Annotated in this window: 14 protein-coding genes; 13 read left to right on the top strand and 1 reads right to left on the bottom strand. The window is 47.0% G+C overall.

Annotated elements, in window-relative coordinates; translation table 11 throughout:
- The first annotated feature begins 117 nt into the window (after positions 1-117).
- From allC to H539_RS0124745, 7 genes are read left to right on the top strand one after another with little or no spacing between them, the layout of a single operon-like run.
- Positions 118-1,365: an allantoate deiminase gene (gene allC / locus H539_RS0124775; RefSeq protein ID WP_051348794.1), complete on the top strand. Its 1,248-nt coding sequence runs from the start codon at positions 118-120 to the stop codon at positions 1,363-1,365.
- A gap of 16 nt (positions 1,366-1,381) precedes the next feature.
- Positions 1,382-2,650, top strand: a complete 1,269-nt coding sequence (locus H539_RS0124770; protein ID WP_026695747.1) for a pyridoxal-phosphate-dependent aminotransferase family protein — start codon at positions 1,382-1,384, stop codon at positions 2,648-2,650.
- Positions 2,647-4,017 carry an allantoinase gene (locus tag H539_RS0124765; protein ID WP_026695746.1) on the top strand — a complete coding sequence of 457 codons (1,371 nt, stop codon included), beginning with the start codon at positions 2,647-2,649 and terminating at the stop codon, positions 4,015-4,017. The genes H539_RS0124770 and H539_RS0124765 overlap by 4 nt, the downstream gene beginning before the upstream one ends.
- 15 nt (positions 4,018-4,032) lie before the next feature.
- On the top strand, positions 4,033-4,752 hold the full coding sequence (locus H539_RS0124760; protein ID WP_051348793.1) for an NTP transferase domain-containing protein: 720 nt from the start codon (positions 4,033-4,035) through the stop codon (positions 4,750-4,752).
- Positions 4,743-5,612 (top strand): FAD binding domain-containing protein, encoded by an 870-nt coding sequence (locus H539_RS0124755; RefSeq protein WP_026695744.1) that lies wholly within the window; start codon positions 4,743-4,745, stop codon positions 5,610-5,612. The genes H539_RS0124760 and H539_RS0124755 overlap by 10 nt, the downstream gene beginning before the upstream one ends.
- Before the next feature lie 18 nt (positions 5,613-5,630).
- The gene (gene pucD, locus H539_RS0124750; RefSeq protein WP_026695743.1) at positions 5,631-7,913 is read left to right on the top strand and encodes a xanthine dehydrogenase subunit D; all 2,283 of its coding nucleotides are present in this window, start codon (positions 5,631-5,633) and stop codon (positions 7,911-7,913) included.
- A 17-nt stretch (positions 7,914-7,930) separates the two neighbouring features.
- Positions 7,931-8,398, top strand: coding sequence for a (2Fe-2S)-binding protein (locus tag H539_RS0124745; RefSeq protein WP_051348806.1), 468 nt, complete (start codon positions 7,931-7,933; stop codon positions 8,396-8,398).
- Positions 8,399-8,418: 20 nt separating this feature from the next.
- On the opposite strand, the gene H539_RS0124740 is transcribed toward H539_RS0124745, so the two are convergent.
- Positions 8,419-9,456 carry an XdhC family protein gene (locus tag H539_RS0124740; RefSeq protein ID WP_026695741.1) on the bottom strand — a complete coding sequence of 346 codons (1,038 nt, stop codon included), beginning with the start codon at positions 9,454-9,456 and terminating at the stop codon, positions 8,419-8,421.
- A 328-nt stretch (positions 9,457-9,784) separates the two neighbouring features.
- On the opposite strand from H539_RS0124740, the gene H539_RS0124735 reads away from it, so the two are divergent.
- From H539_RS0124735 to H539_RS0124705, 6 genes are all read left to right on the top strand, one after another.
- Positions 9,785-10,426 carry a Bax inhibitor-1/YccA family protein gene (locus H539_RS0124735; protein ID WP_026695740.1) on the top strand — a complete coding sequence of 214 codons (642 nt, stop codon included), beginning with the start codon at positions 9,785-9,787 and terminating at the stop codon, positions 10,424-10,426.
- Positions 10,427-10,545: 119 nt separating this feature from the next.
- Positions 10,546-11,814 (top strand): kynureninase, encoded by a 1,269-nt coding sequence (kynU, locus tag H539_RS0124725; RefSeq protein WP_026695739.1) that lies wholly within the window; start codon positions 10,546-10,548, stop codon positions 11,812-11,814.
- Between the two features lie 154 nt (positions 11,815-11,968).
- Positions 11,969-13,201 carry an acyl-CoA dehydrogenase gene (locus tag H539_RS0124720; RefSeq protein WP_026695738.1) on the top strand — a complete coding sequence of 411 codons (1,233 nt, stop codon included), beginning with the start codon at positions 11,969-11,971 and terminating at the stop codon, positions 13,199-13,201.
- A 14-nt stretch (positions 13,202-13,215) separates the two neighbouring features.
- Positions 13,216-13,989, top strand: a complete 774-nt coding sequence (locus tag H539_RS0124715; RefSeq protein WP_026695737.1) for an SDR family oxidoreductase — start codon at positions 13,216-13,218, stop codon at positions 13,987-13,989.
- A gap of 63 nt (positions 13,990-14,052) precedes the next feature.
- Positions 14,053-15,660 carry a long-chain-fatty-acid--CoA ligase gene (locus H539_RS0124710; RefSeq protein WP_026695736.1) on the top strand — a complete coding sequence of 536 codons (1,608 nt, stop codon included), beginning with the start codon at positions 14,053-14,055 and terminating at the stop codon, positions 15,658-15,660.
- 74 nt (positions 15,661-15,734) lie between these two features.
- Positions 15,735-16,295, top strand: a complete 561-nt coding sequence (locus H539_RS0124705) for a TetR/AcrR family transcriptional regulator (RefSeq protein ID WP_026695735.1) — start codon at positions 15,735-15,737, stop codon at positions 16,293-16,295.
- The last annotated feature ends 42 nt before the right edge of the window (positions 16,296-16,337 follow it).

Here is a 16,337-nt window from a genome sequence, read left to right as displayed (position 1 = left end):
TGCATAAAACTTTCTGAAAATTTTTACAAAATTACCAATGAAGTCAGAATTACATAGTTGTAAACTTTGGGGAGTACTATTTATTGTCATGTAATCTATCATGAAGCGGGTGAAACAATGGTCATTCAAGTGAATGCAGAGTTAATGAATAAAAGGTCCGCCGAAGCCTTAGTTGAATGGCTGGGTTCGTTTGGCCGGACAGGTAAAGGCGGCGTCACAAGGCTCTTGTATACAAAATCCTGGAAGGAAGCCCAGCAGGCATTAAAAAATTTGATGGAGGAAAATGGGCTGCCTGCCTATTATGACTGCATCGGGAACCTGTTCGGCAGGCTTCAGGGAACGGAAACACCCGGAAGGACCATATTGACTGGTTCTCATATTGATACAGTCATTGAGGGAGGAAAATACGATGGCGCTTATGGCATAATTGCCAGCTTTATAGCCGTTTTGCGGTTAGCAGAAAAATACGGCCCTCCTAAAAAATCGATAGAGGTGGTTTCCTTATGCGAGGAGGAGGGCAGCCGGTTTCCTTTAACCTTTTGGGGTTCCCGGAATATTACAGGAAGTTATGATTTAGACTGCGTAAAGGATGTAAAGGATTCCGATGGAATGTCCTTCATGGAAGCCATGAAGGAGGCTGGTTTTAATCCTCAAGATTACTCCCCGCCCATCCGGAATGATATTGATAGCTTTGTTGAAATTCATATCGAACAGGGTATGACTCTTGAAAGGAATGGGAAACAGCTTGGTGTCGTTTCCCACATTTCAGGGCAGCGGCGCTATACCGTCTTAATTAAAGGAGAAAGCAACCATGCTGGAACAACTCCTATGCCATACCGAAAGGATGCTTTGACCACAGCAGCTCGATTCATCACTTTCTTAACAGAACAGGCAGGAGAAACAGATCCACATCTGGTCGCCACCGTCGGCAGGCTGACTGTCAGGCCGAATGTGTCCAATGTCATAGCCGGTGAGGTGGAATTCACTCTGGATATACGTCATCATCAGGAGCCGGTTATAGATAGTTTCTGCCATACTATTTTCAAGGAGCTGAAACAACTCTCTGTGAACATGAATACGGAGGCATTTGTTTCCTTATGGATGGATGCAAAACCTGTTAAGATGGATTCCGGTATCGGACAGCTGGCTATGGAACTTTCTCTTGAGAAAAGCATACTTTGCCAAAAAATGATCAGCGGGGCCGGTCATGATTCACAGATATTCGGCCAGAAGTATCCAGCTTGCTTATTATTTGTGCCAAGTCAAGGGGGAATCAGCCATTCCCCCGAGGAATTTACCAAGTCAAACGATTTAGAAGCAGGAATTGATCTATTAACGGATGTTTTACACAAACTGGCATATTAAGAAGGAGTGGAAGCTAATGGCCTTTACTGAACTGGATATACCGATACGGACAATCATGACTCCGGGTCCTGTGGAAGTGGACCCGCGTGTATTACGGGCGATGAGCACTCCTATATTAGGACAATTCGATCCCGCTTTCACCTCCATTATGAATGAGGTAATGGAAATGCTGCGGCAGGTTTTTCAGACAAACAACCAATGGGCCTTTCCGGTAGATGGAACCTCCCGTTCCGGAAATGAAGCAGTACTATGCAGTATAATCGAACCCGGGGACCGCGTCCTCGTTCCGATTTACGGGAGGTTTGGACATTTGCTTGTGGAAATCTGCGAGAGGTACGGGGCAGATGTCCATACGATTGAATGCCCATGGGGAGAGGTATTTTGCCCACAGACGATTATCGATGAAATCCAAAAAGTATCCCCAAAGGTTTTAGCCATTGTACACGGAGAAACATCCACCGGCAGGATGCAGCCTCTTGAGGAAATCGGCAAAGCATGCCGTGAAAAGGACATCCTATTAGTCGTAGATGCGGTGGCCTCCATTGGCGGGGCAGAGATTAAAACCGATGACTGGTATATAGATGCTGTGATCGGTGGGACACAGAAATGCCTTTCTATTCCCTCAGGTATGGCTCCTGTCACCTATAATGACCGAATCGGGAAAATCCTCGCTTCACGAAAAAAAATCGAAAGGGGTATTGCAACAAAGGAGGACCTTCGTTATTTGAGGACCAGCCCTCCGATCGCAAGCAATTATTTTGACTTGGGCATGCTTCAGGATTACTGGGGCCCAAGAAGGCTGAATCATCATACAGAAGCGACTTCGATGGTTTATGCCCTGCATGAAGGATTGAGGCTGGTGCTTGCCGAAGGTCTGGAAGAGAGAATTAAACGCCATAAATTTCATGAAAAAGCCTTAACAACCGGCCTAACAGCTATGGGGCTGGATTTATTTGGGGATCCCGGGCACAAGCTTCCGTGTGTCACCTGCGTGAAAATACCTGCCGGAGTTGACGGAGAGTCTGTACGGGAGATGCTGCTGGAAACATTCGGCATAGAAATTGCTTCTTCATTCGGTCCCCTTCACGGGAAAATTTGGAGGATCGGGACGATGGGGTATAGCTGCCGCAAAGAAAATGTCCTATCTGTACTCGGAGCATTAGAAGCAGTCCTGATCCGGCATAAAGTAAAGGTGCATCGCGGGGATGCCCTGCAGGCAGCTCTTGATGTCTATACCCAAACCCAAATTTTCAATTCCAGTGAAACAAAGGCGGAGATACTATGACCGATTATGAACTTATCATCAGAAACGGAGTCGTCGTCCTGCCCCATACAGTCAGAACAACAGATATAGCTGTCAAGGACGGCCGTATTGTCAAAATAGGGGATCAGTTGACTGGGAAGGCAGAAAAAGAACTTGATGCCAAAGGGATGTATATTTTCCCAGGTCTCATAGATGTGCATGTGCATTTCAGCGAACCCGGCCGGGAGCACTGGGAAGGATTTGAAACTGGTGCAAGGATGCTGGCTTCAGGCGGATGCACTACATACTTTGATATGCCGTTGAACGGGATTCCTTCAACGGTCAACCAGGAAGCGTTCCGTCAAAAAGCCGAGATTGGCGAGAGGAAGTCAGTAGTTGATTTTGCCTTATGGGGAGGACTTGTCCCCGGGAATCTCTACGAACTTAGAGGGCTCTCGGAGTGCGGGGCTATTGCTTTTAAAGCCTTTCTTTCCGATTCAGGAAATGAAGAATTTGAACGGGCCGATGACCTTACCCTCCTGAATGGGATGAAGGAAATCGCCTCTCTCGGCAAAATCCTGGCCCTGCATGCAGAAAGTGCTCCGATCACGAATTGGCTGCAGAAAGAGAAGAAGGACAAAGGGCTTGCTCACGCAAATGATTATTTAGAAACCAGGCCGGTGTTTGCTGAAGCGGAGGCTGTTGAACGGGCCATTACATATGCAAGGATGACTGGCTGTCCTCTGCACTTTGTCCATATCAGCAGTGAAGCGGCTATTCAAAAAATTGAAGCCGCAAAACTCGATGGCTTGAATATCACCGTGGAAACTTGTCCGCATTATCTTCTCTTTTCCCACCAGGATTTAATTGAAAAAGGGAGCATTGCCAAATGTGCACCGCCGCTGCGTGAACCCCGAGAGCAGCAGAAGCTGGTCTCTTTATTGACAGAAGGAAAATTTGATATGATCGCCTCTGATCATTCCCCTTGTCCCTTTTCATTGAAAGATGGGGCCGTTTATGATTTGTTTCAAGCCTGGGGCGGGATCAGCGGGGGGCAGTTTACGTTAATGGCCATGATTGAGCTGGCATTAGAGCATGAAATCCCATTTACCAAGATCGCAAACTGGACAGCAGAGGCTCCAGCTAACCGTTTCAAGCTCCCATCAAAAGGGATGATCAAAGAAGGAATGGACGCTGATTTTGCCATTGTGTCCCTCGAAAAATTCACCGTAAACGAGGCGAACTTCCATGCGAAGCATAAAGAAAGCATCTATATCGGACACACTTTTCCTTGCAGGATTCATACAACCATTTCGAACGGAGTAATTGTCTTTGAAGATGGGAGATTTCCCGCCAATCTAAATCGCAAAGGGACCTTATTAAGGCCGGAAACAGGAGTATCTGTATAAATTTGGTTAGATTATATGACAGGGTTATTGGTTCAGCCCGGCATCCATATTATACTTTTAAAAATAAATCGAATGATCCGTATCATCCATATAGAGGGAGCCGGAAATGACATGGGAACGATCATGGGAATTTATTTAGCAGCTGGAAAAAGTGAACGAATGGGCACGAACAAGCTGGCTCTTCCATTAGAGGGAATCCCATTGGGAAATATAGCTATGCATACGGCATTGGCTTCATCATTGGACCATCTGGCAGTAGTGGTAAATAAGAAGGATCCTCTCGACTGGATGGATCCTCTTTTACAAAAGCCAGAGTTTAAAAAACACTGGACACTGGTCAGATGTGAAAAAGATGAGGCAGGACAGGCTTATTCTATAAAGATGGGAATCCAGCAAGCTATAAAAATACATGCTGATGCGGCTGTTATTCTTCTTGCAGACCAGCCTTTCGTACCCCGATTTATGATTGAGAATTTAATTACTCATTTCCGGACCCAGCCGTGTCTTTTCACTGCTTCTGGCTACAAAAGAAAACCAAGGCCTCCGATTTTATTTTCCAAAGAGGCTTTTCATGATTTGCTTCATTTGGAAGAAGACCAAGGAGCCCGTCATTTAATACGGGGGAAATGGTCCTCCAGGGGACACGTGGTGCAATATTTATGTGAATGCTATTTTCTTGATATCGACCATAAAGAGGATTATGAAAAAGCCAAGGAGTTGAAGAAATGGACATGAAGGAAGACAGCCAGGTGTTATTCATACCGCAGACTCCTGATGAGGCCGCTGCAATGAAACAGAGGCTGGGACAGGATGCCTGCTTTGTTGCTGCAGGTACTTTTCTTCAGCTTCAGTGGAACGAGAGAAAATCCCATCCCCGCTTTATAATTTCATTAGAACAGATCAAAGAATTGCAGGGATTGCAGCTATACGATGGTTATCTTGAAATCGGTTCACTCACCCATTTAGCTGAGATGAAAAAGACCTTATCATCCGAAGGAGATAGTATCCTGGCTGAAGCCATTACTCAGATAGCTTCTCCTGCCATCCGGAACCAGGCAACCATTGGCGGAAATATCATGAGCAAAAAAGGAGACCTGATACCATTGCTTTTAGCCCTCGATGCAGAGATTGCCTTTCTAACGGATTCCGGTACATTTCGGCAGAGCCTCTTAAGCTGGATTAAACAAAAAGAAGAGTCTTTGCTTTTGACTCATGTATACATTCCCCATATATCCATTAGCCGTTTAGAGGAGGTTTCTCATACGTTTTTCCGGAAAATCGGAAGAAGGGAGTCCTTTATTCCATCCCTCGCAACCATATGCGGTTCTTTTTCCAGGGATATAGAAGGACGCATCATACACATGCGGCTTGCTGTCGGCGGCGGGGACCATCCAGCAGAACGACTTTTTAACACAGAGAAGCATGTAATTGGAAGGAAAATAAACGAAGATCTCCTTGAGCAAGTCTATCAGTCCATCATTGAAGAATTCACACCGGAGAAGAACCCATTTGCATCGGCTGAATACCTGCAAATGGCTGCAGCCAATTTGGCAGCTGCAGAACTGCAAAGCTTCTGCTTAGAGAAGACCATATGAGGGAAGGAGACTCCAATTATGTTAGCAGCCATAGAAGGAAAGGGCCGGATCCGCCCCGACGGACTCTCAAAGGTAACCGGCAGCCTCAAATATCTTACAGACCTTTCATTTGAAGGGATGCTGTATGGAAAGGTTTTGAGGAGTGAGCATCCGCATGCCAGAATTACCTCTATTCATACAGAAAAAGCCCAGCAACTTAAAGGTGTAGCGGCAGTCATTACACATGAAGATATTCCAGGCTTGAATGGATTTGGCCTTATCTTTCCTGATCAGCCTGTCCTTTGCGATACTATCGTCCGTTATACAGGCGATGCGATAGCGGCAGTGGCTGCTGAAACGGAGGAAATCGCGGAACAAGCGCTGTCTCTGATTGAAGTAGGCTATGAGCCGCTTGCGGTGGTTGATGATCCTGAAAAGGCCCTTTTGCCACATTCCCCAAAACTTCATCCCGATGGCAACCTTCTCCACCAAACATCCTATATTCAAGGAGATATAGAACATGCCTTTCACTGCTGCTGCTTTCTCGTTGAAGAAACCTACGAGCTGCCCCGGCAGATGCATGCCTATATGGAGACGGAGGGAGGAGTGGTGGTTCCTGAAGAGAATGGCGGCATAACGGTGTTTATGGGAACTCAGCATGGCTACAAGGATCGATTTCAGCTATCGAGGATCCTGGATATTCCGGAAGAAAGAATACGTGTGATTTCCAGTCCGATGGGCGGCTCATTTGGCGGAAAAGACGAACTCAATGTCCAGCCCCATGCCTCCTTGCTGGCCCTGAAAACAGGGCGGCCGGTAAAGATCCACCAGACGAGAGAAGAGTCATTGCGTGCAGGATTAAAACGGCATCCTATGAAAATCACGATGAAGACCGGAATAGATGAACAGGGGCTTCTCCTTGCCCACCAGGTGAGGATCCTGGCAGATACCGGCGCCTATTCATCACTAGGTCCAGCAGTACTGGATTTTGCCGTCGAGCATGCGGCAGGGCCATACTTGATTCCACATGTGAAGACGGAAGGATTTTCTGTTTTTACAAACAACGGGGTTTCCGGCGAGTTCCGGGGGTTTGGAGGAAATCAGGTGACATTTGCCCTGGAAAGCCAGATGGACCGATTAGCGGAACTCATAGATCTTTCCCCTCTCGAAATTAGAAAAAGGAATGTAAGAAGGGCGGAGGATCGTGGACCCATGGGGCAACGGATCGCCCCTGCCAATGGGGCTGCAGATGTTCTTGAATCTATTGACAGACATAAGGATGAAATAGAAAAAGCCGCACAACCCGCTGACTCAGCTACCTGGATAAAAAGGGGCACCGGTATGGCCCTGACTATGCATGGAGGAGGGCTCGGCTATGGGAGGCTCGATGGTTCAGGCGGCAGGCTGGAATTCAGCAGGGAAGGAAAAATCGAGGTGTATTTTGGCTTCGAGGAATGCGGTCAGGGACTTCTTTCTGTTATAGAAACCATTGTAACTGACGAATTGCAATGTGCACCCAGTGACATGGTGATCGTTATAGGAGACACTGCGAGAGTCCCTCATACAGGCTCTTCAACGGCCTCGCGCGCCACAAGCATGGTATGGAATGCCCTGCAGCGTATGAAAGGAGAGTTCTCTTCCCTGATCCTGCAGCTTGCTTCGGACGTCAGCGGTATTTCTGTTCATGAGTTAAAATTGGGAGAAGGAGGAATCTGGAAAACATATGCTGATGAAACCTTACCTTTTATTCATTATAGAGATTTAGCAGAAAATGTTTTCTCAGATCCAATCACTGTATCCACAATCTTTGATTTCCCCACCACACCCGACCCGGTTCCCGGCGGACACTTTCTCTACGCATTTGCGGCTGTCCTGGCAGAAGTCGAAGTGAACCTCTTAACAGGAAAAATAACTGTCACGAGGCTCGACCAGGCAGTGGCTGCCGGACCTGTTATCAGCCGGCTTGGCTATCTCGGACAGATTGAGGGCGGGGGTGTGATGGCACTTGGCTATACACTGATGGAAGATGCAGCAATGGAAGAGGGGCTTTATATTCCCCGGAATTTTGATTCGTATCTCATTCCTACCATTAAAGATGTGCCTCTCGAAATGAATGTCGAGGCCATCGAAGATTTATATGATGGGGATATATATGGCCCCAGAGGAGTTGGTGAAATCGGAACGGTCGCCGCAGCACCGGCAATAACAAAAGCCATTCACAGTGCGATGGGGCATTGGATAACCAAACTTCCGGTGTCTCCTGAAGAGATTTTATCTGCGGTCAATGAAAGGGGGCTCTTATCTTGGAAAAGGAACAAGTGAGCGTTCAGGAAGAAAAGATGGATTCAGAATCCATAGAATTCAGGGCTGTCATTAATAACAAACCCATTCATTTATCCATACATCCTGTAACCCCCCTGGTGGAGCTGCTGAGGACAGAACTGCAGCTAACCGGAACAAAAATCTCCTGCGGAATCGGGCGCTGCGGGGCATGCTCCGTGCTTATGGATGGGAGGCTTGTCAATGCCTGTTTAATCATGGCTTTTCAAGCAAACGGAAAAAACATCGAGACCATTGAGAATCTTAGTGAACCCGGTATTCATCCCATCCAGCAGGCAATGCTTATGGAGGGCGGCTTCCAGTGCGGGTACTGCACTCCTGGAATGGTGATGGCTATAAAGGCATTAGGAGATGAAACTCCAGCTCCCACGGATGAACAGATTTTGGAAGCTCTATCTGGAAACCTGTGCCGGTGTACGGGATATGCCGGTATTATAAGAGCAGTAAAACGGTGTTATCATGATTAGATAACACCGCTTTTTTTGTTTCAGGCATGCAGGACTGCCAGTTTCCGTTTTAATTGAATCAGCTGGGCTATAATACTCACAGCAATTTCTTCAGGGCCATCCGCTCCAATGGAAAGGCCAACAGGTGAATGAATCTTTTCAGAAAGCACACAGCCTTCAAGCAGCCGGGCTGTTCGCGTCTTAGAACCGAGTATGCCTATATAGCCAGCTTCCTTCTTCTCGATGGCCTTCAAAAATTCCTGATCTTTTTGAAAAACATGAGACAGAATCACAACCGAATCGTAGTGGGTAAAACGGATGCCGGCTGTAATCTCCTCGGGCGTGCCCACGAGCAGCTGATCTGCCCGAGGGAAACGCGCCGGATTGCAGAGCCCAGGACGCCAATCCGATGCGAGGACGGAAAAACCGGTTTCAGCCGCAAGCCTGGCGAGTGGGATGGCATCGTCTCCTGCACCAAACAGGATCAGTCTTGGTTTAGGATAAAAAGATTGAAAGAAATATTGAGATTCTTGTATATCGAATAGAGAGCAATTCGACCGGTCTGCTCTATGCCTCTTCTGTAATTCCTCTTCGATATGGTTCAGGTCATCTGTCCAATTACCAAACCGCATCCCGTTATTAACTGAAAACAGATATTCAACATCTGAGCAGGCAAGATTCATTTTCCTGACCAGGTGAACAGAATGTCCAGCAGTAAGATGCTTTTTTAAAAGTAGAAGATGAGTTAGGAATAGAGGGGTAATCGGTTCCATAAGAATATGTAGAATGCCATTGCAGCCAGCTCCCTGTCCCCAGGAAAGGTCATCCTCACTGGACATATCATAAGCGACCCTTTCTGGGTTAAAAAACAAAGCACTCGATCCTACCCTTGCTTCCAAATCCTCTTCCAGACAGCCTGCACTCAGAAATCCGATACGCGGGCCATTCCTTTTAATTAACATGGATGCTCCTTCTTTTCGATAAGACGATCCTTCGACTTTTATGATGGTGGTGAGAACATCCGGCTCATTTTGACTCGCTTCAGGAAGCGAGTCAAGAATCTTATATATCGTTTCCACTAAGAGACACTCCTAATTATCAAAGGACACCGAAAATCTTCCAATTGATGTGAAGTTTTATAACATAATAACGGAAAATTCAGAAAATGTCTACGCCGGTGCAGCATAATTTTGATCTATTTCCTTAAAAGAGCTGGTTACCGAAATATTGATCAGCATGTTTAAGCAGTTTCTATTTTCGTCCATAATTTCATTAGGTGCTGCAGCTGAAGGTTCAGCGTATGAAATTTGAAAAAAACTGAAATATTTTTTTACAAGATGAAACCTTTTGTGGCCAGGCTCGTATGAATAAGTAAGGAAATGTTGTTTACTTGAAAGGGGACTCCTTATGCAAGAAGTTATATCCGTACAGAGACGTACCTTATTTCAAAAAGTCATCCAGGTTTTCATTGTCACCCTGATCATTGCGACGGCAGGGCTGTATGCGGGACAATTTGTACCAGCCATCCTGATGCTGCCGCTAATGGCTGCTGAAGTGATCATGCTGATTTCGGCCTTCTGGCTAAGAAAAAGAAAAGCTGTTTCTTATGCCTTTGTATATGCATTCGCTTTTATTTCGGGAATGACCACTTATCCAATCGTGAGCTATTATATCTCCGAAGCCGGTGCCAATGTGGTTCTGTATGCATTTGGCATGACACTCGGGATTTTCCTCGTATTCGGGTTCGTTGGGGCTAAAACGAAAAAGGACCTGGGATTTTTGGGCTCCTTTTTGCTGGTTGCTGTTTTAGCGCTTGTCTTTATTGGGATCTTCAGCATCTTCAGTCCTTTGAATAGCGGCGGAATGCTGGCTTATTCAGGAATTGGCGCCCTCGTATTTTCCCTTTATATCATCTTTGATTTCAATCAGATGAAGCACAGGGGAATTTCAGAACAAATGGTGCCTCTTCTGGCGCTGTCCCTTTACCTGGACTTTCTGAACCTGTTTATCAGTCTCCTGCGCCTTCTCGGCATCTTGAACAGAGACTAGGAAAAGATCGATGTCTGCTCCTGTGGAGCAGGCATCTTTTTTATGGTCTTATCAGCTATATAGATTGAAATCGATAAAAGGACTTGCTAGGCTAAAAGAAAAGAAGGAGGGCTTGGAGAATGGATTTATCACTTGAATATGCAGAAAATTTAGATAAACAAGATAAATTGCAGAAATTCCGGAATGAGTTTTACCTTATCCCCGGCAAAATTTACATGGATGGAAATTCACTCGGTCTTTTATCCAGAAGGGCGGAGGAGTCCCTTCTTCGTTCCCTGACAGATTGGAGGGAGCAGGGAATCGATGGCTGGACAAAGGGAAACGAGCCATGGTATTTCCTGTCGGAAAAGCTCGGTGCACTTCTAAGCCCTCTGGTTGGAGCGGAGAGCGGGGAAGTAGTAGTCACCGGCTCCACCACTGTCAATCTTCATCAGCTTGCTGCCACGTTTTATAAACCGCAGGGAAGGAGAACCAAGATTCTGGCTGATGAATTAACGTTTCCTTCTGATATCTATGCCTTAAAAAGCCAGCTTGCCTTGAAGGGATATGACCCTGAAACACATCTCATCTGTGCAAAAAGCGCTGATGGCCGATTTTTAAAAGAAGAAGATATCATTGATCTCATGTCAGATGAGATCGCCTTAATCGTCCTGCCGTCGATCCTGTATCGAAGCGGACAAATTCTTGATATGGAGCGGCTGACAGCGGAAGCTCACAAAAGAGGGATTTTAATCGGATTCGATGCCTGCCATTCTGTTGGAGCGATTCCGCACAGCTTCAGTAAATGGGGGGTGGATTTCGCCTTTTGGTGCAATTATAAGCATCTGAATGGAGGACCTGGAAGCACCGCTGGGCTCTTTGTCCATAAAAAACACTTTGGCACTGTACCCGGCCTTGCCGGATGGTTTGGCTCCCGGAAGGACAAACAATTTGATATGGAGCATGCCCTGACTCAGGCAGAGGATGCCGGAGCCTATCAAATCGGCACACCGCATATCTTCAGCCTGGCCCCGCTTGCGGGATCGCTGGAAATGTTCAACGAAGCCGGAATGGAAGCCATCCGTGAAAAATCACTAGGACTGACATATTATTTGATGGAATTAAGTCAATCCCTGCTTTCTCCTTATGGCTTTGTGATCGGAAGTCCCGCCGGCCATACAAGAGGCGGGCATGTCAGTCTTGAACATAAGGAAGCAGCCCGAATCTGCAAGGCCTTGAAAGATGCAGGCATCATTCCTGATTTCCGTTCCCCGAACATCATCAGGCTGGCTCCTGTGGCCCTTTATACGAGCTATGCAGATGTATGGAGAGTCATGCATGCCTTAGAGGAGATCATGGAACTTAAAAAATACGAAACATATCCAAATGAACGTGAAGTAGTAGCATAAGTTTATTCACCAAGAAGGCTGTTTCCTGAACCCGCTTCGGAGGCTGCCTTTTTTATTTCTAAATTTTCAGATTAATATTTGGTTTTTTTTAAACATTCATCGTATAATACAACTAAACATACCGACTGGTTAGTATGGAAAAGGAGAGGATCAAATGGATTTTTCGTATTCTGGTAAAGTTAAAGAATTGCAGCAAAAACTAACAGAGTTTATGGAAGAGAATGTCTATCCGAATGAAGAGCGGTATGAAAAGCAGCTGAATGAGCAGCCTTCCAGATGGAGCTCTGTCCCGCCGATCATGGAGGAATTGAAGGATAAAGCGAAAGCACAGGGCCTTTGGAATCTTTTCCTTCCTGAAAGTGAGTATGGCGCCGGACTCACAAATCAGGAATATGCCCCCCTGTGTGAGATTATGGGCCGGTCCCTCATCGGTCCGGAAGTTTTCAATTGCGGCGCACCTGATACCGGCAACATGGAGGTGCTCGTAAGATATGGGACAGAAGATCAGAAAGAACGCTACCTAAAGCCGCTGCTGGCCGGACGCATCCGGTCCTGCTTCTCCATGACAGAGCCGGAAACGGCTTCAAGCGATGCCACGAATATTAGCGCAAGCATTGTAAGAGAGGGAGATTCCTATATTATAAACGGACGGAAATGGTGGTCTTCCGGAGCCGGTGATCCGCGGTGTGAAATCGCCATTGTTATGGGCAAGACCGATCCCGATGCCGAGCGTCACAGCCAGCAATCCATGATTCTCGTTCCTCTTGATACGCCGGGAGTCAAAATTGAAAGGATGCTCTCTGTTTTCGGTTATGATCACGCCCCTCATGGACACGCGGAAATCACCTTCGAGAATGTCAGAGTTCCTGCAGAAAATATGATCTGGGGAGAAGGAAAAGGCTTTGCAATCGCCCAGGGAAGGCTTGGACCGGGAAGGATCCACCATTGTATGAGGTTAATCGGGGCAGCAGAAAGAGCGCTTGAGGATTTATGTAAGCGTGTACAAAACCGGACAGCCTTCGGCAAAAGTCTTGCCCAGCAAGGAGTGATCCAGGAATGGATCGCAGAAGCGAGAATTGAGATTGAGCAGGCAAGGCTCCTCACGCTTAAAGCTGCTTATATGATGGATACGGTCGGAAATAAAGAGGCCAAGGCTGAAATTGCCATGATTAAGGTGGTGGCCCCAAATATGGCGCTTAAAGTGATTGACCGTGCGATCCAGGCATTCGGCGGTGCGGGAGTATCCAATGATTTCACCATGGCGGCGCAGTGGGCCAATGCCAGGACTCTAAGGCTTGCGGACGGGCCGGATGAAGTTCATAAAGCACAGATTGCCAAGTTAGAGCTGAAAAAATACCGCAGCATCGAAGCAGAAAAAATCCATTGAAAGAAGGAAGAATCATGGAGGTTATGGAATTATTTAATTTAAAGGGAAAGACCGCCATTGTCACCGGTGGCGGCCGCGGGCTTGGCGCCCAGATCGCTGAAGCACTGGCGGAGGCAGGGGCCAATTTAGTGCTCTGTTCAAGAAAAGTGGAAGCCTGCAGGGAAACGGCAGAAAGCCTTGAGAAGCTTGGAGCAGAGACACTTGCCATGAAATGTGATATTTCGAACCCGGAAGATGTCCAGCATGTTATCGATGAAACGCTTAAAACGTTTGGCAGGATCGACATTCTGGTCAACAACAGCGGAGCCACCTGGGGTGCCCCGGCAGCTGAAATGCCGCTTGAGGCATGGAAAAAGGTGATCGATGTCAATGTGACCGGCACGTTCCTGATGAGCCAGGCCGCCGGCAGAGTCATGATTGAGCAGAAATCCGGAAAGATCATCAACATCGCTTCCGTTGCAGGCCTTGGAGGAGTCGACCCAAGGGTGATGGACACGATCGGCTATAACACAAGCAAAGGGGCTGTCATCACCTTCACCAAGGACCTTGCCGTAAAATGGGGGCGCTATAACATCAATGTGAACGCCATCGCTCCAGGGTTTTTCCCGACAAAAATGTCCAAAGTGATCATTGAACACGGAAAGGATCCGATTTTAGAGACCACGCCTCTTAAAAGATTCGGCAGTGATCACGATCTGAAAGGAGCCGCCCTCTTTTTAGCCTCAGAAGCATCGAGCTTTGTGACCGGCAATGTTCTGGTTGTCGACGGAGGCACTCATGCAATGTAGAAGCACAGGCTAAAAAGGATGGCTTGAAAACCGCTTTATATCCTACTTTTGGAGGTTTCAAGAATGAATGAGAAAAAACCTTGGCTTGCTCATTATCCAGATTCCATCTCCAAAGACCTGACAATTCCTGATAAGACCCTTCCGCAGCTTCTGTTTGAAACAGCGGAAAGATTTCCGTCGCATCACGCCCTTTCATTTTACGGAAAGAAGATTTCGTACGCTGAGCTTAAAATGGCCGTGGCTGCCTTTTCTTCGGCATTGAGAAGAAATGGTGTCCACAAAGGGGACCGAGTCGCCATTATGCTCCCGAACTGTCCTCAATTTGTCATCGCATATTATGGCATTTTAGCTTCAGGCGCCATCGTGACCCAGGTCAATCCAATGCTCGTCGAACGGGAGCTCAAGCTTCTTCTCCAGGATTCGGGGGCAGAGACCATCGTGGTCCTTGATTCCCTTCTTGCAAGGGTAGAAGCGGTATCCTCAGAAACGGAATGTCAGAGGATCATCCAGGTCTCACTGCAGCCCGAAGCTGATCCAAAGGAGCATTCCTTTGAAGCGTTCCTGGCACAGGGAAAAGGCGGGGTGCCTGCTGCTGAACTGGATCCCGAACATGACGTCGCCGTCCTTCAATATACTGGCGGAACCACTGGCAGATCAAAAGGGGCGATGCTCACCCACCGCAATATCGTGGCAAATGTCCTGCAATCTCATGAATTCTTTAAACATGACCTGGATTTCGGGAAGGAACGCTGTTTGACGGTCATCCCTTTATTCCATGTATTCGGCATGACTTCATGCATGAATTTATCGATTTATATAGGAGCTGAAATGATCTTGCTGCCTAAATTCGACATAGAGGAAGTCCTCGAGACGATTAAAAGAGAGCAGCCAACCCTCTTCCCGGGCGTCCCGACGATGTATGTGGCCCTGACTCACCATCCCAGGGCCGAGGAATATGGCATAGACTGCATCGAAGTCTGCAATTCGGGCAGTGCCCCTATGCCTGTCGAGCTGCTGAGAGAGTTCGAGAGAAAAACAGGCTCAAGGATCCTCGAGGGGTACGGCCTTTCAGAGGCTTCTCCCACTACACACTGCAATCCTAATTTTGCTTCCAGGAAGCCCGGAACGGTCGGAATCGGTTTTCCTTCAACAGAATACAAAATCGTGGATACCGCAGATGGCACCCGGGAGCTTCCGCCCGGAGAACTTGGAGAAGTAATTATAAAAGGGCCTCAGGTTATGAAGGGATACTGGAATCTGCCAGAAGAGACGGCCCATGCCCTCCGAAATGGATGGCTGTATACAGGAGATATCGGCAGCATGGATAAAGAGGGCTATTTATCCATTGCTGACCGGAAAAAGGATATGATCATTGCAAGCGGTTACAATATTTATCCAAGGGATATTGAGGAGGTCCTGTATGAACATCCAGCTGTTCAGGAAGCGGTGGTCATAGGCGTTCCAGATGAATACAGGGGCGAAACAGTGAAAGCCGTACTGGTTCTGAAATCAGGGAAAACAGCCACCGAAATCGAGATCAAGAATTTCTGCCGGATCAACCTTGCAGCGTATAAGGTGCCTGCACTGGTTGAATTCAGGGATTCTCTGCCCAAAACAAGTGTCGGTAAAATCCTCAGAAGGGCGCTTCGCGAGGAAGTCCGCACACCATGATTTCATAACCAAAAGGAGAGGACCTTCATGTGGTATAATTCTAGCTGACTTTACATAGATTGCGGGGATCTCCAATGAAAGATAAATTGACTGCTGCAGCAATCCGCCTTTTTGAGAAAAAGGGCTTCAGCACCACATCCATACAGGATATTGTGGAAGCTGTAGGTGTGACAAAAGGAAGCTTTTATTACTATTTTCCCAGTAAAGAAGAGCTTTTAAAGGATATCCATCAGGGATATATCGATGATCTCGTCAAACGTCAGGAAATGATCCTGCAGGATGATTCCAAAACCGGGAAGGACAAGCTGTTTGAAATGGTTCATTTATTAATTACTGAAATTAAGGACCATGGTGCAAGCGCCAAGGTGTTCTTCAGGGAAATACGGCATCTGAATCAGGAAAATTATGAAACGATCACAGAAAAAAGGGATCAATTCCGCTTTAATATTGAAAGGCTGCTAAAGGAAGGTGTGCAAAAAGGCGAATTCAGTCCTGAGCTCAATATACCAATCATTGCATTCGGCATTTTGGGGATTATCAACTGGAGCTATCAATGGTACAACCCTGAAGGCACTGAAAAACCGAGGGATGTGGCGGCCGCCTTTACCAATATGATCTTACATGGAATTGAATAATGGCAGGAGGGAGGCCATCCAGCTCTTCCCTCCCATCAAAAA

This window comes from Peribacillus kribbensis DSM 17871, from assembly GCF_000430765.1.
In the GTDB taxonomy this organism is placed as follows: Bacteria; Bacillota; Bacilli; order Bacillales; family DSM-1321; genus Paraperibacillus; species Paraperibacillus kribbensis.
The sequence above is the reverse complement of the archived record's forward strand: the minus strand, read 5'-3'. Positions and strand labels throughout refer to the sequence as shown.